This window comes from Lentisalinibacter sediminis, from assembly GCF_040706615.1.
GTDB classification, from domain to species: domain Bacteria; phylum Pseudomonadota; class Gammaproteobacteria; order Steroidobacterales; family Woeseiaceae; genus Lentisalinibacter; species Lentisalinibacter sediminis.
Genome location: NZ_JAPDRF010000004.1, coordinates 183,620 through 205,378, shown reverse-complemented (window position 1 = coordinate 205,378; position 21,759 = coordinate 183,620). Strand labels below are relative to the sequence as shown.

The 21,759-nt window shown below is 64.4% G+C and carries 17 protein-coding genes and 1 tRNA gene; 11 read left to right on the top strand and 7 right to left on the bottom strand.

From position 1 onward, the window contains the following. Positions 1-157: 157 nt before the first annotated feature. Positions 158-247, top strand: a tRNA-Ser gene (locus tag ACJMKX_RS09540). A gap of 60 nt (positions 248-307) precedes the next feature. Here the strand turns inward: ACJMKX_RS09540 and ACJMKX_RS09535 are convergent. After that, on the bottom strand, positions 308-1,033 hold the full coding sequence (locus tag ACJMKX_RS09535) for a DUF3667 domain-containing protein (RefSeq protein WP_405224131.1): 726 nt from the start codon (positions 1,031-1,033) through the stop codon (positions 308-310). Between the two features lie 104 nt (positions 1,034-1,137). Here ACJMKX_RS09535 and ACJMKX_RS09530 point away from each other — a divergent pair, with 104 nt between their 5' ends. Then, positions 1,138-1,989, top strand: a complete 852-nt coding sequence (locus ACJMKX_RS09530; protein ID WP_405224128.1) for a Rossmann-fold NAD(P)-binding domain-containing protein — start codon at positions 1,138-1,140, stop codon at positions 1,987-1,989. A gap of 155 nt (positions 1,990-2,144) precedes the next feature. Here ACJMKX_RS09530 and ACJMKX_RS09525 read toward each other — a convergent pair whose 3' ends face one another. From ACJMKX_RS09525 to ACJMKX_RS09515, 3 genes are all read right to left on the bottom strand, one after another. After that, on the bottom strand, positions 2,145-3,710 hold the full coding sequence (locus ACJMKX_RS09525; protein ID WP_405224126.1) for a WD40 repeat domain-containing protein: 1,566 nt from the start codon (positions 3,708-3,710) through the stop codon (positions 2,145-2,147). A 105-nt stretch (positions 3,711-3,815) separates the two neighbouring features. Further along, entirely contained in the window at positions 3,816-5,699 is a 1,884-nt protein-coding gene (locus ACJMKX_RS09520; protein WP_405224123.1) for a LamG-like jellyroll fold domain-containing protein, read from the bottom strand. 36 nt (positions 5,700-5,735) lie between these two features. Further along, positions 5,736-6,686 (bottom strand): TMEM43 family protein, encoded by a 951-nt coding sequence (locus tag ACJMKX_RS09515; RefSeq protein WP_405224120.1) that lies wholly within the window; start codon positions 6,684-6,686, stop codon positions 5,736-5,738. 360 nt (positions 6,687-7,046) lie between these two features. Here ACJMKX_RS09515 and ACJMKX_RS09510 point away from each other — a divergent pair, with 360 nt between their 5' ends. After that, a complete protein-coding gene (locus tag ACJMKX_RS09510; protein ID WP_405224117.1) occupies positions 7,047-9,185 on the top strand; it encodes a hypothetical protein in 2,139 nt (712 codons plus the stop codon). 16 nt (positions 9,186-9,201) lie between these two features. Here the strand turns inward: ACJMKX_RS09510 and ACJMKX_RS09505 are convergent, their stop codons facing one another. Genes ACJMKX_RS09505 through ACJMKX_RS09495 form a run of 3 tightly spaced genes read right to left on the bottom strand, consistent with a single transcriptional unit; the run spans position 9,202 to position 13,422 of the window. Continuing rightward, entirely contained in the window at positions 9,202-10,074 is an 873-nt protein-coding gene (locus tag ACJMKX_RS09505; protein WP_405224114.1) for a bile acid:sodium symporter family protein, read from the bottom strand. Continuing rightward, positions 10,071-10,985: a 1,4-dihydroxy-2-naphthoate octaprenyltransferase gene (gene menA, locus ACJMKX_RS09500; RefSeq protein ID WP_405224111.1), complete on the bottom strand. Its 915-nt coding sequence runs from the start codon at positions 10,983-10,985 to the stop codon at positions 10,071-10,073. The genes ACJMKX_RS09505 and menA overlap by 4 nt, the downstream gene beginning before the upstream one ends. 10 nt (positions 10,986-10,995) lie before the next feature. Further along, the gene (locus ACJMKX_RS09495; RefSeq protein ID WP_405224109.1) at positions 10,996-13,422 is read right to left on the bottom strand and encodes a TonB-dependent receptor; all 2,427 of its coding nucleotides are present in this window, start codon (positions 13,420-13,422) and stop codon (positions 10,996-10,998) included. A 166-nt stretch (positions 13,423-13,588) separates the two neighbouring features. On the opposite strand from ACJMKX_RS09495, the gene ACJMKX_RS09490 reads away from it, so the two are divergent. The 8 genes from ACJMKX_RS09490 to ACJMKX_RS09455 all read left to right on the top strand — a co-directional run bounded on the left by ACJMKX_RS09490 (position 13,589) and on the right by ACJMKX_RS09455 (position 21,722). After that, positions 13,589-15,307 carry an MFS transporter gene (locus ACJMKX_RS09490; RefSeq protein WP_405224106.1) on the top strand — a complete coding sequence of 573 codons (1,719 nt, stop codon included), beginning with the start codon at positions 13,589-13,591 and terminating at the stop codon, positions 15,305-15,307. A 90-nt stretch (positions 15,308-15,397) separates the two neighbouring features. Next, positions 15,398-15,793 (top strand): DUF3461 family protein, encoded by a 396-nt coding sequence (locus ACJMKX_RS09485; protein WP_405224103.1) that lies wholly within the window; start codon positions 15,398-15,400, stop codon positions 15,791-15,793. Positions 15,794-15,881: 88 nt separating this feature from the next. After that, positions 15,882-16,235 (top strand): metallopeptidase family protein, encoded by a 354-nt coding sequence (locus ACJMKX_RS09480; protein ID WP_405224100.1) that lies wholly within the window; start codon positions 15,882-15,884, stop codon positions 16,233-16,235. Between the two features lie 12 nt (positions 16,236-16,247). Then, positions 16,248-17,156: a sulfotransferase domain-containing protein gene (locus ACJMKX_RS09475; protein WP_405224097.1), complete on the top strand. Its 909-nt coding sequence runs from the start codon at positions 16,248-16,250 to the stop codon at positions 17,154-17,156. A 66-nt stretch (positions 17,157-17,222) separates the two neighbouring features. Continuing rightward, positions 17,223-18,566, top strand: a complete 1,344-nt coding sequence (hemG, locus tag ACJMKX_RS09470; RefSeq protein WP_405224094.1) for a protoporphyrinogen oxidase — start codon at positions 17,223-17,225, stop codon at positions 18,564-18,566. A gap of 2 nt (positions 18,567-18,568) precedes the next feature. Further along, complete coding sequence (locus ACJMKX_RS09465) at positions 18,569-19,939, top strand: hypothetical protein (RefSeq protein WP_405224091.1); 1,371 nt, start codon at positions 18,569-18,571, stop codon at positions 19,937-19,939. A 156-nt stretch (positions 19,940-20,095) separates the two neighbouring features. Then, positions 20,096-21,178 carry a 4-hydroxyphenylpyruvate dioxygenase gene (gene hppD / locus ACJMKX_RS09460; RefSeq protein WP_405224088.1) on the top strand — a complete coding sequence of 361 codons (1,083 nt, stop codon included), beginning with the start codon at positions 20,096-20,098 and terminating at the stop codon, positions 21,176-21,178. A gap of 10 nt (positions 21,179-21,188) precedes the next feature. Further along, positions 21,189-21,722, top strand: coding sequence for a VOC family protein (locus tag ACJMKX_RS09455; RefSeq protein WP_405224085.1), 534 nt, complete (start codon positions 21,189-21,191; stop codon positions 21,720-21,722). Positions 21,723-21,759: the final 37 nt, after the last annotated feature.

The window sequence follows — 21,759 nt, the reverse complement described above, 5'->3', positions numbered from 1 at the left end:
GGCCGCGGCTTGACAGCCGTCTCACACGTGACCATGATCCGCAGCCCATTCCCGGCAATGCGGCAACCGGGCGCGGTCCGCACCGAAAACGTGCAATCGGGCGGTGCGGCACCTAACCTGTTGATATAATTAGGCCGCCAACCCGCTTTTCAAGTACGGAGGGGTGCCGGAGTGGTCGAACGGGCCTGACTCGAAATCAGGTGTGCGCGTCAGCGTACCGTGGGTTCGAATCCCACCCCCTCCGCCAGAATCAGAGGGCCCCCGCGGCCCTTTTTTTCTCGCGTACCGGCCTCTGCCGGCAGCTCGGCTAGTCCGCGATGATCCTGAATTTGCTGGTGTTCTCGATCACGACGGAGACTACGAGCGTATAGCCGAATAACACAATGGCCGACTTCAATACGCTCGTCAGCCAGCCTGATTGATAGACGCGGCGCACAGCGACCAGGAAATAGGCGAGGAAGCAGACGAACAGGGCAAACTGAGAGATCAGGAAGGTAGTATGCCGGTCGGACAGGTTCTCGAGCGATAGAATCACGGCGAGTATCACGTAGGCTGCACTGTGCAAATGAAGCGAAAAAATCATGTGGTCGAAGTACAGTCGCCTGAGATAGACAATCTTCAGAAGCAGCGCGAACACGGGCAGCATGATGAACATCAGGCGCGGCAAATCCTCGGACAGAAAACGCGCCTGGACGGCCGCATCGAAACCCGGGTCCTGACCGGGATCGAGCAAGGCGCCGCTTTGTGCGAACCAGGCGAAAAGAACGAAAAACGAGATGCTGATTGCGAGATAGAGCCGCAGTGGCGGCGTAAAGGTCTGGCGACGACCGGCAAGAAACTCGGATGTCAGCATTCCAGGGTGGCGAAACAGGGTCTTGAGCGTCACGGCTGCCCGCCCGTCCAGTTCGAAGGTCTCTTTGACGACGTCCCGAATCAGGCTCCAGACCGGCCGCTCGAGATCGATGTCTCGCTGACCGCAGGCTGCACAGTAGGGTCCGTCGAGCCTGCGATGGCAATTCTGACAATGGGACATCAGACAGAGATACCGGGCTCGATGCACCGCGTCAATTCCGCATGCGATTGGTACGCCAGGCCGACCGGCCCTGGTTTCCGTCACCGGTGCCAGGATATCGAGCGATGAGACTTCTTCGGGCGCGCACGATTTTCCTCGCACCGCTGGTTTTATTTGCATTCCTTTACCTGGGTCTGCTCGTTTCCTCGCTGGTGGACGACCGAGTGATTGCACGGCTTGAAGGGCCGCCTTCCCGGCACCATACGGTCGCGATCTTCGGCGCCAGCGGGACCGCAGGCGACGGAATACTCAAAGCCGCGCTGGCCGATCCGGACGTCTCCCGGATCTACGTGTTCACCCGGCGTTCGACGCCCCGGATCGATGCAGGCGTGGCTTCGGGCAAGGTAGAAATGACGCTGCACCGGGATTACCTCGATTATTCGGCACTCCACGCGCAAATGGCATCGGCCGATGCCGTCTACTGGGCCATCGGGACGAGTAGCGTAAACGTCGACGAGGAAACCTACGGTCGGATCCACGTGGATTTCCCGGTGCGGTTCGTCCGGGAGTGGCTCGGTGTCAGCGACAATCCGGATATCTCGTTCCACTACATTAGTTCCAGCGACATTTCAGAGGATTCGCGCATGATGTGGGCGCGTGAGAAAGTGCGTGCGGAGAATACGCTCTTCGGCGTTGCGGAAGGTTCGAATCTCCGCGTGATCGCTTATCGGCCGGACTACATTGGTCCAACAAGAGAGGAAGCGCATTTGGGTCAGGATCTGCTCTACTGGTTTTTTGCACCCGTCGGGGCGGCGGTGGGGGCCACGCAGATAGGTCAGGCTATGTTGGAAGTGACGGCGCGGGGCCCCGAATTCCGGAACGGCGATCGACTCGCAACCCGCAGGATAATCAGATACAGCGATGCATATGAGCGGCGGCAGGCTTCTGTCTCCGCAGCATCGTTCGCTCCGGACTAGCTCGTCCGCCAGACAAGCAGGCATTCACTGAGTCTCTGCAGGGAGACTCGGTAAACGCCCTTTCTTCCCGCGAGCGGGCGGACTTGGAGAATTCCGACGCCAACGAGGGCAGCAGAGTGCTCAGCGTCTCCTCCGCCGGAAATGCCGTTCCGGTATCACAGCTCCTCCGTGATTTCCCAGAGCCTCAATATATGCTCACGGTTCTGCCTGGCGACGACCGCCAGATATCGCCCGTTGGGACTAATTCCAATCAGTGAGATGTTTGCCGGATAGGTATGGTCGCCTTTTGGAAAGGCCGTGAAGCTGGCCACTTCTGTTCCGCCAGCAATGTCGTAGATGACGAGCGTGTCACTGATGCCTTCCTCGACTGATGCCCCGGCTGCGCGCACGCCGAAGATCTGCCCGGAGTCTGATCCGAATACGACCTTCTCCAGCCCATCCAGTGTTGCAAGAGACTCGCCGCTGCCGACCGTCCAGACCGCGACCATATTGCCGTCATTATTGCCACCGACATTGGCCACGCTTTTTGCGTCGCGGCTGAAAAGGACCGAGCCAGGACTGAATTCAGCCACGGACAGACGCTGAAGGACGTTTCCCTCCGGATAGGCATGGACGACCGTTGCACCGCCTGGCTGCCGAAAGCGGCTGGTATAGGCGAGCGCCGATCCATCCGGCGCCCAGACGAGCGATCCTTCCGGCGTCTCGGCCGGGATGTCCGCCGGCGTATCGGCCGAACCCGTGAAAGCGATCACGTCGCCGCTCTCTCCGGACAGAGCAAAGGCCGCCACGTCCTGTTGCGGGTGATACTGTTCGAGGCCGTAACGATAGACCTCGCCAATCGAGTCACGCTTCGGCGCCAGATCCAGTCCTTCGAAAAAAGGCGCATCGGGTGGCGCATCGAGTGCCGCATTCAGCGCCAGGTCGATCCGTATCGGAAGCCGAGACCGGCCCTCTGTTAAATACGATCTCCCATCGTGACTCAACGTGCCGCCGAAGAAAGTGCTGTTTGCCCATCCGCTCCACAATGGCTGGAGGTCAGGCAGAGCGTAGTTCGCAATCTTGTTATTGTTGCCGATTAACAGGTAATTCCCATTCGGATCCCAACGCATCTTGTTGGGATTCTCGACAGCTTCGAGTTTACGCTCGGTGATCAGCTTGAACTGTGCGGGGCTCGTAACGACGACACCCGGCCAGTCGGTGCGACCCGGCCCGGCTTTTGCCACGGCGGGAGTTGCTGGCTGGGTTGCCGGCATCCGGCTGGTCACGCGCCACGATGCAGGCCGGGGATCGGTGACCTTCCAGCCGTCGCTCTCGTGCACCATGTCGACGGTGGCCGTCATGGCCGTGCGAACGTCGTTCTCCACCGATTCGGTTTCCAGCATTAGCTGTGCGCTGCTGCCATCCTCCATCACGTCCGCAAGGACGATCTCGTCGGCCGTCGGTTGTCGGTCTTCGGCGCTTTGCGGTGCGAACAGCATTCGGCTCATGCCTTCCAGTTGCTCCGGCGGCATCGCCTCGAGCTGTTTGACCTGTGCCGAAGGCAGGTAGGCATAAATGTCCTCAACAGAGGATGCCTGGCTGCGTGCCCCGAGGAATGACTGGTAGGCAGTGAAGGGGGCCGCGTCGTCGGGCATTACGTCGTTACTCGCATAAACCGCCGACGACAGACCGGCCAGAAATACGCCCACTCCGGCAATCAGGAATTTAATAATAGTTGTCATGCGTTCTCCCCCTCTATCCGTTCAGTTTGCGCGGGTACGATCGATGTCAAACTGCAATACAATGTCTCCGTGCGAATGCGTGGTCGCCGTATTGAATGCCGATGCTTATTCGTATATCGGAACGACCTTGCGACAGTAAAGGCTCAGACCGACGAGCTCTTCCGAGCCGCTGCGCGTATCGAAATGCGCGACAAGACCGGTGGCAGCATCGCCGACTCCACATGCAGTCATCATGTGCCAAGGCTCCACACAGTTAGTATGCTTCTCAGTGTCCTCGCGATAAGTGCCGAAAGAGCCATCCGAAAGAATTCGATGGCCGCGGATATTGATGCCTTTTACACGATTCTTCGATATTGAGTTTTCACTGGAGCACACCGAAATTGCGGTAACGGTGGAGTTGCCAATCGAAACATCAAGCTCTTGTGAAAGACTAAGCGCCCAATCACATTGATTTGTATTCCAAGCGATTTCTGACCACGAATACAAAAGCACTCTGCATGGGACGTTGTTTGTTTCCCAAACAGCCAATCGGTTAAAGCCTTTCTTATCCCCTCCGAATTCGTGTGGCTTTACGATGTCTCCCTTTTTTCCGGAAATTGCAGACCGGTAACGTTCGTCTCCGAACTTCCAGCCGACAATCCGTCGGGTCGTGTCCGTCGATGTTTCATCGGTCGCTGTCGTGCTACCGCTGGTGACCGAAGACCCTTCTACGGTAGCCGGATCACTGCCTTCACGAATCATCTGCTCGAGCTCTGAGTCCCCGGTTGCGAATATCGCATCGTCTTCGGAGTCGAGTTGCTGCTCTATACTCGACTCGACCTCGCTGGTCGTGGGTAGATTCCCGGCCAGACTGGCCCTGCTGGCAGTACCCGACGAACCATCCTTGGCAGAACTCGCCTCCTGCTGTTCCCGCAGGCGTTGAAAGGCCTCCGCGTCGGAAAGCGACGAGTCACCCGTCTGCCGGTCGTACTGATCGCCAGGCAGCGCCTGCGGGTCGTACTGATCGCCAGGCAGAGTCTGCGGGTCGTACTGATCGCCCGGCAGCTTTTGGGGGTCGTACTGATCCCCAGGTAATGTCTGCGTGTCGTACTGATCACCGGGCAGAGTTCGTAGAGCATCCTGATCGCCCGGTTCCGAGAGTCCCAAGTTCGGATTGAGTTCGTCGTCTGACACCTGACCCGGATCATATTGAACCTGGCCCGGCGTAATGGCGGTCTGGCCGTCGTCTCCCGCCGCGGTCCCCGCTCCACTCTGTGCATTGATTTCCTGAGAGGTGATCGCCTGCGTTCGGGTCCGGCTTGTGGCCACGCTTTGCCCCATCCAGAGTCCTTCAAGCTGCTCGGGCGTTAGCGCCTGATCGTAGATTCTGAGGTCGTCGATACGTACGTTCTTGAGAACACCCTGCAGCGTGTCATCCCAGGCCCCGACCCATAGATCGATCTCGCCCGGACGCGACTTCTCCGCAAGCTCGGCAGTCTCCGACCGGCGATCATAGTGCAGCCGCATCGTGCCCGCCGTTTTGTCCCAGACTGCGGCAACAAATAACCAGCGGTCCGGCCGAACGGCTGTCTCTGAAATCTGCGCCCTTGGCCCTTTCGCACCGACAGCGCGGCTTCCCACGGTCATCGTCGGTCCGGTGGGAGACCGGTTGGACACGATATAGCCGTTGCCATCGCCTTCAACGTAGACCCAGGCGGAGATGGTCAGCTGCGGATACAGCTCGTAGTTGATATCAAGGGGTAACCGGATAGCCTTGTCGCCCGGGAAAAATACCGACTGACCGTATTTTCCTTCGCGAAATTCTGGTGACGAAGTCGGTTCGCCGCCGGCAGCAATCGTCTGTACTTCCAACGGCAGACTGCCCTGATTTTGCAGGGAGCCGTCAAACGGGAGATGAAGGATCAATCCGCCCGGTAGTTCGTGTGCCGCCGGCATGCCCGCCAGGAGTATGCCGACTCCGATAACTGTCAATTTTGCCAATCGTCGCATCAGTCCTCTCCTACTGTTTGCCATACCAGCACACCTTCATTCTGGCAGCAGCAGGCCGATTACGGCCGTGATCGCCGCAGCCACGCCGACGGTCATGGCGAAGCGCTTGCCGGACGGTGCGCCAGTAAGCTTATCGAGGCGGCTGAATTGTCGAGCGACAGGTTGGATCAGTAGCATCAGTCCGGCGAACGTGAAAAAGATCCAGTGCTGCTGGATATCCCGCACCTGTCCTCCCGCCGTTTGTATAATGTCAGTCGCCTCCACCATGCCTGCTGCGAGCAGCGGTGCGCCTGCCAGCTCCTCGGTGAGAGTCAACCTTCCGTTGTCAGGAATGGCGATCAGGCTCACGGGACCCACGGGCGCAAACGTGGCGTCGTAGCGGAAGCGGACGTCGGGATTATTCCGGCTATAGACGTAGCCTCCTTCGGCCCACCAATTCGCATCGAGTTCGCTTGAATCAAGGTCGTCGGCGGTGACGGTTCGCCTTTCGAATGCCGAGGTGAAGAATTCCGTGGGGACGCTCCACACGCCTAGATCGAGCGTCTGCGTCACAAAGCTGGGTTCCTCGAACGGCTTTTCTGTCGGGTTGACGTGCTTGCTCTCGCCAACGATTGGAGTGGCGAATTTGTCGGAATCGATGAGGTCGAGGCTCCACACACGGTTGTAGTAGACACTGCAATCTCTTGCGCTGCCGGTTGAGCTTCGCCTGCAGCGCGAACGCTGCTCCCACTGACGGAGCTCGACCAGGCGTTTGAGCCAAACCCCGTTCAGTGTCACGCCGGTCAGCGGGTCGGCAACGCTCCCGCCCGCCAACTCGCCCCGGATCAGTACCAGTTCCCCATCGTATTGGTTGGTGAGAGTGTCGGCCGAGATGACTGGCAAGCCGTCGACTACGGCATCCTGCAATTCCTCGAGTGCGCTCTCGGTTGCCGCTTTCCGTGCGGACTGGTCGTAAGCACTCCACACGCCGAGCAGCAGGATCGCCAACCCCAAAAGCACTCTCAGAGTCGTTGCCAGGAGAGTGCCCGCCGATTCTCGCGCGGAGTCCTGATCTTCTTGATGAATCAAGAGAACCCTCTATTTTTCTTGGTATTTTGATTTTTTATCTCTTATTCCGGAACGCATTGTCAACCATTTGGGCAAAATCAACGGTTTAGAAGCAGGATCGAGCGCAGTCCGGCCATGCGACGACCAGTGACGGCCGATCCACGGCTGAATCCCGCCCCCTTCACTGCGTCATTCCTGGACTCTCGGGCGGGGATGACGCACCTATAATGCGACGAGTTTCGTCTTTCCGCGCCGAACTCGCTGTCTGCGGGTGGGTCGGAGTCCTTGGAGGTGTTTTCGATGCAGGACAGGTCGGATTTGCTCAGGAGTTGGTACCGCGTCGCCGGGATCGCCGGGCTGTGTCTCGTATCCCTGGCGGGAATCTCCGGCTGCGGCGGTGGCGGTGGCGGTGACGGTGGAGGTGGAACTGAGCCACCGGCGATCGTCGTCAACACGCTGCTGGACGACGGGTCGCCTGCAAGTGGCACGGTAACCCTGCGATCGGCTCTCGCATCCGCTTCGTCCGGACAGCCGATCACCTTCGATCCGAGCCTCGACGGCGGGACGATCGATCTGATCCTCGTGGACGAAGAGCATACGGTGCTGGTCGGCGAGGTCATGGGCTTCGACACCGCGAACAATATCTCCTACCTGGTCGGATATTTCGATCGGGATTACGGCCGATCTGCGTTGTTCGCGAACAAGGACGTCGTCATCGATGCGTCGGCGCTTCCCCGGGGCATAACCGTGAACTGGGACGGTGCAGAGCCGGCGAGGGTGCTGGCGGTGTCCGGCGACCTGACGCTGAACAATGTGTCGGTCACCGGTGGCAACAGTGTCTTCGATGTGGCCGAAGACATTGGCCAGCACCCGGACGACAACCAGACATCGACGCTTGCGCGGGGCGCCGGACTCGCTGTCTGGGGTGTGGCCACCCTGATCGACTGCGCCATCTACGATAATCACGCCGTCGGTGACGATGCCGATACTTCGCGTGACGGCGGCGCTTACGGCGGCGGTGTCTATGCGGACACGGTGCGGATGGAGAACTGCATCGTCAGCGGCAATACGGTCTACGGGGGCGGCGCGGCCGGCGGTGGCGTCTTTTCAGTGGGCGGGCGCGACACCGGGATCAGCGTCTCGTCGATCGTCGAGTCCGCGATCACCGAGAACCGGATTACCGGACTGTTCGCGTACGGGGGTGGTGTGTATTCGGACGGCGGCGGCATCGGGCTCTCGACCCGGATTCATGTGGAGAACAGCACGATCGCGCGAAACCTCGTCGAACCGCCGGTACTGCCTCCCTTCCTGTTCGACCTGCTGGATATCGGCTACTGGCGAGGCGCCGGCCTCTACATGTCCAACGGCTACATGCAGATCCAGGGCAGCACGGTCGTCGAGAATCAGGTATTCGGAAAATCGCGGACGAATGAGCTGGACAAGCCGAATATGGCAGGCGGTATTGCCGCGACCATCGGCGATGCGCACGCCGTGGAGGACATGGTCATCGGCCACTCCATCGTGGTCGGCAATACGGTGCACGAGATCGAAGGGGCCGGACCGGCCGGTTATACCATCGGCACGGTCTATCCCCACGATGTATTCACGGGGTCCGTCTTCGAGTTCCGCAGCATGGGCTACAACCGGATCGGCGTCATCGATTTCAGCCAGATTCTGGTGCCGGTCGGAGAGCCGGGCTGGGCTTCGCTGTCACGCAGACACTATCCGAAGCCCAACGACGTGGACGGCGTCATCCCGGTTGAGGTGCTCGGCAACGCCACGCGTTCCACGCTCATCGGTTCCGCCGGTGTCGAGGCCGATCCTTACGCCGTGCTCTACTACGATCCCGCCGGCAGCGCTCTGAATCAGATTCCGGCCAGTGACTACGAGGTCACCGAGGTGCTCGGCGAGCTGGACGGAGGGCCCGACGAGGGTATGAATCCGCTGCTTCTTCCGTTGGTGCTGGACCGGATCGAGGCGACCCACGGTCAACCGGGATTCGCCCGCGACTTCCGGGACTATTTTCAGGGCTATCTGTCGGATGTCGATCCGGATGCCGCGAGCGCCCAGCAATACCGCAACTGCGACGGCGTCGTGGTGGATACGTTGGAGCAGGCGTACTGGTGCGGTCCTGCGCAGACGTGGCCGAAACGGGAATACAACCATGCCTACATCGAGTTCTGGCATCATCTCGATGCCGCGCTCGCCGGCGAAATCGCTGCAGTGGGCACGGACCAGATCAGCGGCATCGGGGCGGCCCGCATCAACGACGACGTCTGGGTCTCGCTCTTTGGTCCCGGTCAGAGTCACTTCAACGGCATCACGGTAGAACTCGCCGAGAGGGTCGTCGGCATCGACTCACTGGATTCCGATCAGCGCGGCAACCCCCGGCCGGCCGACCTCAACGCCGATATCGGCGCCGTCGAAACCGACGATTAGCGGCCGGCTGCGCTGCTCACGCAGGCGGCGCCATAGCGCGGCCCACCTGCAACTGCCGCACGACGATCAACCCGAGCGCCGTGATATTCATCAGGAACGCATAGATCACGCTCGGCACTGCCAGCCCGGACACGCTCAGCAGGCTGACCGCCACCGTGATCCCCAGCGCGCTGTTCTGGATGCCGCACTCCACCGCCAGCGCGATCCGGCCGGCAGTGGGCAGGCGCCCGATCACCCCCAGCAGGGCGCCGGTCGCCATCGTCGTGACGTTCAGCACGAGGATCGCCGGACCCACCTTCGAGAAATGTTCCGTGATGCTCGGCCATTCCGTGTAGAAGGTCACGAACACGATCATCAGGAACACGGCGGTCGCCACCTTGCCGATCAGCTTCGCCACCCGGCACGCCAGCCATCCGGCCTGATTGAGGGCGAGACCTACCCCGACGGGCAGCAGCGTGATCAGGAACAGGCTGCCGATGGCCTGGCCCAGCGGATAATCGACAGGCGCCGCCTGACCGAGGAAGTGCTGCAGCGACAGACCGACGGTGACCGGCACCGTGATGAACGACAGCAGGCTCGTACACGCGGTGAGCGTGACGGACAGGGCGGTGTCGCCCCGCGAGAGGTCCGTGATCATCGCCGCGGTGACGCCGCCCGGACAGGCCGCGAGGATCATCAGCCCGACCGCGGCCTCCGGCGACAGGTCGAACAGCAAGGCGATGCCGAATGCGGTGAGCGGCAGCAGCAGCGTCTGGGCCGCGAGCCCCAGCCCCACCGCCAGCGGATAGGTGAGCATGCGGCGGAAGTCCGCGAGGCTCAGCTTCAGCCCGAGCGCGAACATGATGAAGGCGAGGCCCGCCGGCAGCAGCGTCGAGAGCACCGGGTTCACGTGAGCTTTTCCACGATCAGCAGCACGCCCACAAGCACCTGGATCATGGCGGTCCTGCCGAGTTGCGCGTTCATCCCCGGGCCCACCGGCATGCGGGCGAACAGCACGATCGCCCACAGGCAGACCGGCAGGGCAAGCCAGACGTAGCCGAGCGGCCGCACGCCCCAGGCGGCGGCGAGCAGCGGGAAGGGCGCCAGCAGGAGGAAGCCGTACAGCCAGCGGGAGCCGCGTGTGCCGAGCCGGCCGGCCAGCGTTCTGCGGCCTGCTTTCAGATCCGCGGCCGTGTCACGCAGGTTATTCACCAGCAGCACGGCGGCGGCGTAGCTGCCGATGGCGATGCCGGTCAGCAGGACGCCGGTGCCCGGCAGCACCTTTGCCTGCAGGTAATAGCTGCCCGCCACCGCGATCAGCCCGAAGAAGACGATCACGTAGGTCTCGCTGAAGGGTCCGTGCGACAGCGGCCGCGGACCCGAGGAATACGCGTAACCGGCCACCAGCGAGGCGAGGCCGATGGCGAGTATCGGGATGCCGCCGACGAATACCAGGTAGATGCCGGCGACGAGGGCGGCGAAGAAGCAGGCAAGGGCGGCGCGCCGCACCTGCCTCGGTTGGGCCAGGCCGGCGCCGGTGATGCGCACGGGCCCGATGCGGTCCGGCCCGTCGGCGCCGCGCTCGCCGTCTCTCGCATCGTTGAAGAGGTTGGTGCCGATCTGTATCAGCACCGCGCAGGCCAGCGTCACCACGAACGTGAGCCAGTCGGGGGTCACCCCCTCTCCCCATGCGAGGGCCGCACCGACGGCGACGGGTGCCGCGGCCATGGTGAGGGTGCGGGGCCGCATGCCGAGCAGCCAGATGTTCGGTGTAGTCGCCGCGGAGTCGCCCTTACGGGTGTTTCCCGATGTCGTCTTCATGCGCGGCCGATCAGAACTCGTAGCGCAGCGAGGCCAGCAACTCCCGCGGCCGACCATAGACGCGTTCCACGTAGGCGGCGGGTGTGTCGAAAGCGGAGTTGCCGGTCACGATGTAAGTCTCGTCGAACAGGTTGCGCGTCGCCAGCGTGAGCTGCCAGCGGCCGGAGGGCGGCACGAACGCGAGCGAGGCATTCACCAGATGGAACGCGGACTGGCGGATGCGCAGGCTGTTCACCGCGTCGTGGTACTCGCTGTCCTGCCACGACCAGTCCACCCGCGCGGTCACCTCGCCCAGGCGTCCCAGGCCGAGGCGGTAGGCGGTGCCGGCGGCCAGGCTCCACATCGGGGCGTTCGCGAGCCGGTTGCCCAGCTCCACGCCCGAGTCCTGCGCCGCCTGGTTCAGGCGTCGGTAACCCGTGTCCAGGTAGCCCGCCGAGACGCCGATCTCCCAGTCCGCCGACGCGAACCATTCCAGCTCGAGTTCTCCGCCCCGCACCCTGGCGTCGCCGGCGTTGAAGGTGAGCGGGTTGAAAGACTCGCGCACAATGATCTGCAGGTCGTCGTAGTCGGCATCGAACACGGCCACGTTCGCCCGCAGGCGCCCGCCGAAGGACGACGTCTTCAGGCCGAATTCCAGGCTGTCCACCGACTCCGGCCGGTACGAACTCGGCGCACGATCCGACGTGGGGCCCACGAAGCGCTGGTCGAAGCCGCCGCTCTTGTAACCGGTGGCGAAGGTGACGTAACCGAGCGCGTCGTCCGAGAGCCGGTAGCTCAAGTCGACGGTGACGTCCGTCGCGTCGAAGGCGAGCTCGCTTTCGCGGTAGTCGAGGATGCGCTCGCCGGCCGCCAGCGGGCCCGTCGGCGCGAGGTAGAAGCCGGCGAGTTCCGGCCAGGTCGGCGGGAAGAGGCCGGGTGCCGATCCGGCCGAGGCATCGCCGAGCGAGAACTGGTCCGGCAGATAGGTCTTGCGGTCCTCCGTGTGTCGCGCGCCCGCCGATAGCGCCAGCCGTTCGGTCACGTCCAGCGTGCCGTGGGCGAAGACCGCGTAGGACTGGTTGTCGTAGAAACCGCCGCTCTGGATGGCGCCGGGCGGCACCGTGACGTCCACCAGGTTGAAGCCGGACTCGTCGTAGTAGAACAACCCGAGAACCGCGGAGAGGCCGGGGTCGTCGGCGGCGTAGCGCAGCTGCAGCTCCTGGCTGAACTGCTCGTGCTCGAAGTCGTCGCGGGTGGCGAAGATGTTGGCGGGCGTGTTGTCGCCGTCCCGCGAGGACAACATGTCCATCTCGCGGTAGCCGGTGATGGAGCGCACGCCCCAGCGCTCGTCGAGGGTCCAGTCCACGGTGAGCGCGGCACCCCCGCTGTCCAGCTCGGAGGTGACCGGGAAGGTGCCCTCGGAGACGAAGGGGCCCGGCACCGAGCCGGCGCCGTAGCAACCCGGGGCGCTGCCGGTGGGTGCGCCCGGCGACGGGAAGGTGGGCGGTCCGCCGGCCGGCGTGGCGTCGAAGGCCGGGTTGATCACCACCGCCTCGCAGCTCTCGAGGACGGCGTTGCCGAAGGTCGCGAAAGGCTGCAGGTCGTTGACCCCGCCGGAGACGACCGGCGCGCCGTTCTCGTCGATGGTGGTGTAATCGATCACCAGCGACGCTGCCAGCCGGTCGGTCGGCTCCCAGCGCGCCGCCCCGCGGGCCGACCAGCGATCCCGGTCGCCGGTCCATACGCCGTCCCAGGGCCGCTCGACGTAGCCGTCCCGTTCGAGACGGCCGAGCGCGAAACTCGCGGCGAGCGTGTTCGACAGCGGCAGATTCCAGCGGAAGTTCAGCCCGCGCAGATCGTCGTTGCCGAGTCGCAGCTCCACGCTGCCGTCGGTATCGTCGAACCCGGGCTGGCGGCTGTGCACCTTGATGGCGCCGCCGATGGAATTGCGGCCGAACAGCGTCCCCTGCGGCCCGCGCAGGACCTCGATACGCTCGATGTCGAGCAGATCCAGCACGTTGCCGGGCGAGCGGCCGATGTAGATGCCGTCCACGTACAGCGCGACGCCGGGATCGGTGACCGGCGTGTAGTCGGCCTGGCCGATACCGCGGATGAATATCTGGCCGACGGAACTGGAACCGGAGGAGGGCGCGGCCTTGTCGAACTGCAGATTCGGCACGACGAAGCCGAGCTGGTCCATGGCATCGACCTGCCGCGCCGCGAGTTCGGCGCCGCTGAGTGCGGTGACCGAGATCGGCACCTGCTGCAGGTTCTCCGTGCGGCGCCGCGCGGTAACGACGATCTCCTCGATCTCCCCGGCCTGCCGGTTCGCGGCATCGGTATCGGCAGCACCGAACGTCGCCGCATGAGCCGGCGCGGCCGGCGACAGCGTCATGGCCACGGCCGCCACGACTGCCGCGACCATCGCTGGCGCTGTGTGGCACGGCGCTGGATTCATCGTGTGGTTTCCTGCGGCCCGAAAGCGGCAATACTAACCGTGCGGCCGGGGCATGTCAGTGGTGGCCGGCGGCGCAATTCCTGCCCCGGGCCGGCGGAGCCCGGGCAGGCCCATCCGGACGAAAACCTGTAATATTGCGCCCGGTCAAAAAAGAAGAACAACGATCATGACGAGTCCCGTTCTTGCCGACAGTCCGCGCGCACGTTTCCTGACGGGCTCCATGATGTATTTCGGGCAGGGCATCCCCTATGGCCTGCTCAGCATTGCGATTCCCGCCTGGCTCGCCAGCGAGGGCGTGGCAGCGGGAGACATCGCGTCGTTCCTCGCGGTGATCACGCTGCCCTGGGCCTTCAAGATCGCCGGCGGGCCGCTGATGGACCGCTACGAGTTCCTGGCGATGGGCCGGCGCCGTCCCTGGGTCCTCGCCATGCAGCTCGGACTCACGCTTTCGCTGCTCGGGCTTGCGCTGGTCGAGCGCCCCGGCGAGCAGATGGGGCTGCTGATGCTTCTCGGCGTCCTGATCAATATCTTCGCGGCCAGCCAGGACGTGGCGGTGGACGGCATGTCCATCGATCTCACGCCCGTCGAGGAGCAGGGACGCCTGAACGCCTTCATGGCCTTCGGCAAGTCCATCGGGTGGGCGTCCGCCTCGGCTGCGACCGGCATCGGGCTCGTGACGTTCGGTACCGGCGTCACGGCGATCGCCTGTGCGTCGGTCGCCGGTATCATCCTGCTGGCGTTCGTCATGATCCGTGAGCGCCAGGGTGAACGGCTGCTGCCCTGGAGCGAGGGGGCCGCGGCCTCGGTGCACCGGCCGGCCCAGTCGTTCCGCACGATGTTCGGTGAACTGAATGCCGTGCTGTGGAAACCGGCGAGCCTCATCGTCATGAGCATCATGTTCTTCGATGGCCTCGTCAGCGGCTACGGTCATGCACTGATGCCGATCGCGGCGATCAACGTGTTCGGCTTCTCTACCCCCCAATGGTCGCAACTGGTCGCCGTCATGGGCCTGATCGGCGCGGTCGCGGCGCTGGCCCTCGGACCGTTTATCGACCGCTACGGAGCCAGGCGGATGATGCTGGCGACCGTCGCGCTCGTGGCCGCGCATGCCTTTCTGCTGGCCGAGACCCAGCACCTCTGGGCGGACACCCTGTACGTCAGAACCATGCTCTCTATCTGGGTCCTGATGAACCCCGTCGTCATGGTCTGCATGATCGCACTGGCCATGGCTATCTGCGCGAGCCGAGCCTCGGCGACCCAGTTCGCCCTGTACATGTCGATCGCCAACCTGGGCAGCGCCGCCGGCTCCAAGACCTACGGCCTGATCGCCGATAGCACCTCTTACGTGCAGTCTTACCTGTTGATGGGACTGCTGGCCCTGTTCCTGATCGTGACGCTGCTCCTTTACCGGCACCGGGCGGCGGCGGGGCCCGGGACGAAGACCGCGCCGCGCTACACCGTGGGTATGGGCGCCGGCGGGGGCGGTGGCGTGTTCTGGTCCGGCGCGATGCGCTGTCCGAAATGCCGTGCCGACATGGAGGTGCTGGACGTGGACGGCACGGAGATCGACCGCTGCGTTCGGTGTCACGGACTCTGGTTCGACGCGGGTGAAGCAGAGCGGGTAATGCGCAAGAAGCGCGCGGCGGCCGAGATCGATATCGGCGACGTGGCCGTGGGCCGGGCGCAGAACCGGGTGGACCGTTACCGCTGTCCGCGTTGCGGAGGTGGCATGGTCCGGATGGTGGATCCGCGCCAGCCCCACATCTGGTACGAGAAATGCGGCTCCTGTCTCGGCACGTTCTTCGATGCCGGCGAGTTCGCCGACCTGAGCGAGTTCTCGATCGCCGACCTGTTCAGGCGCTGGTCGGTGCCGGAGCGGACCTGAGGCGCGGGCGGCAGATGACAGCGTTGTCAGTTTTTGCCAATATAGCGGGGCCACGATCAGCCCGACGATCGCATGGGGGATGCAGACAAGATGACCAAGACCAGTTCAAGCGCTTATCCGACGCTGTCCGAAATGGGCGTGGAGAGTCCGAAGCAGATCGCCCGCTACTACATCTCCAGCCTGAATTACGTCGATGTCCTGCGGGTCACGTACGAGCGGCCGAAAGGCTCGATACTGCCGTCGAGCCGGACCTACAAGTTTCCGCGGGTACAGGACGAGGGCGAGGGCAAGGCATCGGGTGTCATGCGAACCCATCCGAAGCTCCGCGCGGCCCTGGAGGAGCTCGATAGCATCATGGCAGCCAAGACCAGCAAGGAGACCATCACCCAGGAGATCCTGAACGAGATCGAACTGTTGGAAGAGGACATTGCGATGCGCACGGAGTGCCTGAAGGTGCTGGTCGGCAGGATCCCGCACGCCGATTGAGCTGTCGCTCTTCGGCATCGCGTCCGGGGGTTTCCCGTCCGGCATTCCGGATACCGGAGTCCGGCCCCGCTGGTAAACTCGCCGGACGATGAAACGCAATGAATTCGAAGGCGTGGTCCGCGAGGCCATCGACGGCCTGCCCGACTGGGTGCGCGACGCCCTGCACAACATCGACGTGATGGTGATGGACGAGGCCGACGAGGAGCTGGACCCGGAGGGCGGCGGGCTGCTCGGCCTGTACGTCGGCATCCCGCTCACCGAGCGCAGCGTCGAAGACGTGGCGGAGCTGCCGGACATCGTCTACATCTTCCGCAACCCCCATCTGGAGATGGGCCTGCCGCGGGACGAGCTGCTGATGGAGATCCGCAAGACCCTGCTGCACGAGATCGCCCACTACTTCGGCATCGACGACGATCACCTGGACGAGATCGGCTATGCCTGACCGGAGCCGTCAGTGACGCTTCCGCCCCGCGGCCGGCGGGCCCGGACCTTCGAGCAGTTCGCCGCCGCGCTGGAGGCGCTGATCAGCGACGAGGGCGTCGCCCGGGGCATGGCCTTCCGGCCGCGGCCGGACGACGTGATCATCACGCCCTTCGCCAAGTCCGGCACCACCTGGCTGCAGCAGATCGTCCACACGCTGCGCACCGGCGGGGACGAGGGCTTCGACGACATCTCGGCGGTCGTACCCTGGATCGAAACGGCTCACGACCTCGGCATCGACCTGGATGCGATCCAGCGAGCGGAGCCCCGCGCGTTCAAGAGTCACCTGCCGGCCGACCGCGTGCCGGCCGGCGCGCTTTATATCGTCAGCGTGCGCAATCCGGGTGACGCACTGGTCTCCCTGTACCACTTCATGGAGGGCTGGTTCTTCGAGCCGGGCAGCATCGACATGGAGACCTTCGCCCGTGGCAAGTTCCTGCCGCGCGGACAGGGCCGGGACTACTGGCATCATCTCGCCTCCTGGTGGCCGAGGCGCGGCGACGGCGACGTACTGCTGCTCTGCTACGAAGGCATGCGGGCGGATCGGGCCGGTGCCGTCAGGCGCATCGCGGAGTTCATCGGCGTGGCGCTGGACGATGCGTTGCTGGATCTCACCCTCGAGCGCTCGTCCATGGAGTACATGCTGGCCAACCGCCACCGCTATGACGACCGCCTGATGCGCGAACTGAGCGAACGCCGCATCGGCCTGCCCGCGGGCAGCGACTCCGCCAAGGTGCGCCGGGGAGAGACCGGCGCGCACAAGCGTGAACTGACGCCGGCGATCGAAGGCGAACTGGCGCGGATCTGGGCGGAGGAGATTGCGGCACGCTTCGGGCTGGCGGACTACGAGGCTTTCCGGACGGCAATGGACCAGCGACGCTGAGCGCGCGACGCTTCCTTGTGTCTGCGCGCCCCCTCGGGGAAACTCGGGTCTCATGAGAATCGCCCTATGAAAATCGCGATAGTCGGGGCCGGCATCAGCGGTCTCACCACTGCCTTCTATGTCAAACGGGCCCGGCCGGACTGGGAGCTCACGATATTCGACGCCGAACCCGTCCCGGGCGGGACCATGTACACGGCAGACGTGGAGGGCTTCCGCTTCGAGGCGGGCGGTAATGGTTTTCTCTCCAACAAGCCGGACAGCCAGCAGCTGGTGGAGGACGCGGGCGCGGATCACCTGCTGCTGCCCAGTTCCGATCTCGCACGGCGGCGATTCGTCTACAAGGACGGCCTGCATCCCCTGCCGGAATCGCCCCCTGCCTTCCTGAAGACGAAGCTGCTCGGCTGGCCGGCCAAGCTGCGGGTGGCCATGGAGCCGCTGGTCCCGCGGCGGAAGAAGACGACGCCGGAGACGTTGCAGCAGTTCGGCTATCGGCGCCTCGGCAAGGGCTTCACCGACGTATTCCTGGACGCGATGGTAGCCGGCATCTACGCGACGACGCCGGACAAGGTTTCCGTCGAGGCCGCTTTCCCGCTGGTGGTGGGGCTGGAGCGCGAGCACGGCGGGCTGTTCCGCGGCATGCTGGCGAGGCGCAAGAAGCAGGCGGGCCCCGGCGGCATCCTCATGAGTTTCAGGGGTGGGGTGAGCGCGCTGATCGAGCACCTGCACGAGGTCATCGACGCGGAATGGCGCCTGGGCGAGCCGGTGGCCGGCGTGTTGCGGCAGGGTAAACAGAGTCGAAGCTACGTGCTGCGCACACCGTCCGACACCCCGGAATTCGACCGGGTGGTGATCGCCTCGCCGTCCTACGCGGCGGCGGAGATCGTGAAGGACCTCGACGCCGGACTCGGCAAGCGCATCGGCGCGATCGGGTACTCGCCGGTGGCGGTCGTCGGACTCGGCTACCGGCAGCTGGATCGGGAGCTGCCGGGCTTCGGCCTCCTGACGACCACCAGCGCGAACCTGCCGGTGCTGGGGGTGCTGTGGGACAGCAGCATTTTCCCGGACCGGGCGCCGGAGGGCGGCCGGATCCTGAGACTCATCATCGGTGGTCAGCGCAATCCGGAACTCGTCGACCAGGACGACCAGGGTCTGGTCCGCACCGCGCTCGAGGGTGTTCGTGCCACCATGGGCCTGACCGCCGACCCGGACGTCAGCTACGTGAAGCGCTGGCCCCGCGGCATCCCGAGCTATGCGCCCGGGCACATCGCGCGAGTGGATGCCATCTTCGAGCGGCTCGCGAGCCACCGGGGCCTCTATCTCAACAGCAATGCCTATCGCGGCATCGCGATGAACGACTGTGTGCGCAACGGCAGACTGCTGGCCGAGCGCATCGTCGGGGAGGGCGGCTGAACATGGCGTGGGATGCTGCATTGCTGTCGTTGCTGGCTTGTCCGCGCTGCGACCGGTCCCTCGAGACCGACGGCGATTCGCTGCGCTGCCCCGGCTGCTCCACCGGTTTCCCCTCGCTCGCCGGCGTACCCTGGCTGTTCGCCGACCCGGATAATGCGCTGGCGGAGTGGCGTCAGCGCTTCGATTTCGCGCTGGCGGATATCGCGAAGGACAAGCAGGCGGCTGCGGCCGCGCTGGGTGAGGGCGGGCTGCTCGCGTCCACCGAACACCGGCTGCGCCATCAGGTCGCGGCCTGGCGCGCTCACGCCGAAGAGCTGAAGTCCCTGCTCGCCCCCCTGGGCGCGGGCGCATCCGAGGCCACCTACGAGACGCACCTGGCGTTGCGCACCCGGCTGCCGACCGAGGTCGGCCTGACCGCCTACTACGCGAACATCCACCGGGACTGGGCCTGGGGTGACGAGGAGAACCGTCAGTCGCTGGAGGCGGTGGTCGGAGCGCTGGGCGGCCAGGCGCCCGGCCGCCTGCTGGTGCTCGGCGCCGGCGCGGGCCGGCTTGCTTACGACCTGCATCAGACGCTGGCCCCCGAGCTCACCGCCGCCCTGGACTTCAATCCGCTGCTGGTGCTGGCGGCGGCGAAGCTCTGCGCCGGCGAGACCGTTTCCCTGCACGAGTTCCCGATCGCGCCGCGCCGGGTCGATGACGTGGCGGTGGCGCGAGAGCTGGCGGCGCCCGAGGCAGCGCTGCCGGGTCTGCAGCACGTCCTGGCGAGCGCGCTCAGGCCGCCTTTCCGCGCGGGCGCCTTCGACACCGTCGTCACTCCCTGGCTGGTGGACGTCCTGCCGGAGGACCTGGCCGTGCAGGCGGCGCGCTGGAATCGTCTGCTCCCCACCGGCGGCCGCTGGGTCTGGTTCGGTTCGGCCGCCTTCCGCACGCCATCGCCGGCGGCGAACTACAGCCTGGAGGAGGCGCTGGAGATTATTGCTATGGCGGGTTTCGGCGAACCGACCGTGACCGAGCGGGAGATCCCCTATATGGACTCGCCGCTGAGCCGCCACGGCCGCCGGGAGCAGGTGGTCACCGTCATCGCCGAGAAGACCGCGGAGGCTGCACGGCCGCCCCGCCACAAGGCCCTGCCGGACTGGCTGGTGGTGGGCTCCGAACCGGTGCCGGCGCTGGAGAATTTCCGCATGCAGGCGGTCTCCACGCGCGTGCACGCGTTCATCATGAGCATGATCGACGGTCGGCGCTCCATCGCCGACATGGCGAAGCTCATGGAGGAGAAGCGGCTGATGACCCGGGCCGAGGCCGAGAACGCGATACGCGGCTTCTTCATCCGCATGTACGAAGACAGCCAGCGCCCGCCGCCGCTGTAGGAGGGGCTTCAGCCCCGATCTTCGCCTGAGGTGGCCGAGCGCTGGTCGGGCCTGAAGGCCCTCCTACCAAATCTTCGTCCTTGAATGTGGTTTCATCTGTAACTAACATGGTGGTTTTCGCACAGGGCGCGGGGATACCGCGCGGGGAGAGACATAATGGCAGACCTGTTCGAAAACCCGATGGGACTGGACGGTTTCGAGTTCGTCGAGTTCGCGTCTCCCGAGCCGGGCGTGCTCGAGCCCGTGTTCGAGATGATGGGTTTCACCGCGGTCGCGAAGCACCGCTCGAAGGACGTCACCCTGTATCGCCAGGGTGAGATCAACTTCATCATCAACAACGAGAAAAAGCACCCGGCCTGGTATTTCGCCGAGGAGCACGGACCGTCGGCCTGCGGTATGGCGTTCCGCGTGCGCGACGCCCACGAGGCCTATGCCCGGGCGCTGGAGCGGGGCGCTCAGCCCATGGAGATCCCCACCGGGCCGATGGAGCTGCGCCTGCCGGCCATCAAGGGTATCGGCGGTGCGCCGCTGTATCTCGTCGACCGCTACGGCGACGATCAGAATTCCATCTATGACATCGACTTCGAGTTCTTCGAGGGCGTGGACCGGAACCCGAAGGGCTGCGGCTTCCAGTTGATCGACCATCTCACCCACAACGTCTATCGCGGCCGCATGGACTACTGGGCGAAGTACTACGAGCGGCTGTTCAACTTCCGCGAGATCCGCTACTTCGACATCAAGGGGGAATACACCGGCCTGCACAGCCGTGCGATGACGGCGCCGGACGGCAAGATCCGCATCCCGCTGAACGAGGAAGCCTCCGAGGGCACCGGCCAGATCGAGGAGTTCCTGATGGCGTACAACGGTGAGGGCATCCAGCACATCGCGCTGGCCACCGACGACATCCTCGCAAGCTGGGATGCGCTGAAGGAGCGCGGCCTGCCGTTCATGACGCCGCCGCCGGAGACCTACTACGAGATGCTGGAGGAGCGCGTCCCGGGCCACGGCGAGCCCGTCGAGGAGCTGAAGAAGCGCGGCATCCTGCTCGACGGCAGTACGGAGGAGGGCAATACGCGCCTGCTGCTGCAGATATTCTCCGAGACCCAGATCGGCCCGATGTTCTTCGAGTTCATCCAGAGGAAGGGCGACGAGGGCTTCGGCGAGGGCAACTTCACCGCGCTGTTCGAGTCGATGGAGCGCGACCAGCTCCGCCGCGGCGTGCTGAAGCAGACGGGTTGAGGGCAGCGTCATGGCACTGAAACGCATCCATCACGTGGCCTACCGCTGCCGCGACGCGAAGGAGACGGTGGAGTTCTACCAGCGGGTGCTGGACATGGACTTCCTCCTTGCCATCGCCGAGGACGAGGTGCCCTCGACGAAGGAGCCGGATCCCTACATGCACGTCTTCCTGGATGCCGGCATGGGCAACGTGCTCGCCTTCTTCGAGATCCCCAACTCGCCGGAGATGGGCAGAGACCCGAACACGCCGGCCTGGGTGCAGCACATCGCCTTCGAGGTGGAGTCGATGGACGAGCTCCTGCGGCTGAAGAAGAAGGCCGAGGACGAGGGCCTGGAGGTGGTGGGTCCCACCGATCACAGCCTGTTCCAGTCCATCTATTTCTTCGACCCGAACGGGCACCGCCTCGAGATCGCGGCCAACACCGCCACCGACGAGATGCTGGAGAAGCTCCGCGAGGTGGCCCCGGCGATGCTGGAGGAGTGGTCGCAGACGAAGCGCGCGCCGAAGCACGCCGCCTGGCTGCACGAGAAGGAACTCTCCTGACGACCGTGTAGGAGGGCCTTCAGGCCCGATTTCTTCC

Excerpts from the sequence above, each read along its gene's own strand:
- ACJMKX_RS09535 (WP_405224131.1), bottom strand. The coding sequence starts at position 1,033 with ATGTCCCATTGTCAGAATTGCCATCGCAGGCTCGACGGACCCTACTGT.
- ACJMKX_RS09530 (WP_405224128.1), top strand. The coding sequence starts at position 1,138 with ATGAGACTTCTTCGGGCGCGCACGATTTTCCTCGCACCGCTGGTTTTA.
- ACJMKX_RS09525 (WP_405224126.1), bottom strand. The coding sequence starts at position 3,710 with ATGACAACTATTATTAAATTCCTGATTGCCGGAGTGGGCGTATTTCTG.
- ACJMKX_RS09520 (WP_405224123.1), bottom strand. The coding sequence starts at position 5,699 with ATGCGACGATTGGCAAAATTGACAGTTATCGGAGTCGGCATACTCCTG.
- ACJMKX_RS09510 (WP_405224117.1), top strand. The coding sequence starts at position 7,047 with ATGCAGGACAGGTCGGATTTGCTCAGGAGTTGGTACCGCGTCGCCGGG.
- menA (WP_405224111.1), bottom strand. The coding sequence starts at position 10,985 with ATGAAGACGACATCGGGAAACACCCGTAAGGGCGACTCCGCGGCGACT.
- ACJMKX_RS09495 (WP_405224109.1), bottom strand. The coding sequence starts at position 13,422 with ATGAATCCAGCGCCGTGCCACACAGCGCCAGCGATGGTCGCGGCAGTC.
- ACJMKX_RS09490 (WP_405224106.1), top strand. The coding sequence starts at position 13,589 with ATGACGAGTCCCGTTCTTGCCGACAGTCCGCGCGCACGTTTCCTGACG.
- ACJMKX_RS09485 (WP_405224103.1), top strand. The coding sequence starts at position 15,398 with ATGACCAAGACCAGTTCAAGCGCTTATCCGACGCTGTCCGAAATGGGC.
- ACJMKX_RS09480 (WP_405224100.1), top strand. The coding sequence starts at position 15,882 with ATGAAACGCAATGAATTCGAAGGCGTGGTCCGCGAGGCCATCGACGGC.
- hemG (WP_405224094.1), top strand. The coding sequence starts at position 17,223 with ATGAAAATCGCGATAGTCGGGGCCGGCATCAGCGGTCTCACCACTGCC.
- ACJMKX_RS09465 (WP_405224091.1), top strand. The coding sequence starts at position 18,569 with ATGGCGTGGGATGCTGCATTGCTGTCGTTGCTGGCTTGTCCGCGCTGC.
- hppD (WP_405224088.1), top strand. The coding sequence starts at position 20,096 with ATGGCAGACCTGTTCGAAAACCCGATGGGACTGGACGGTTTCGAGTTC.
- ACJMKX_RS09455 (WP_405224085.1), top strand. The coding sequence starts at position 21,189 with ATGGCACTGAAACGCATCCATCACGTGGCCTACCGCTGCCGCGACGCG.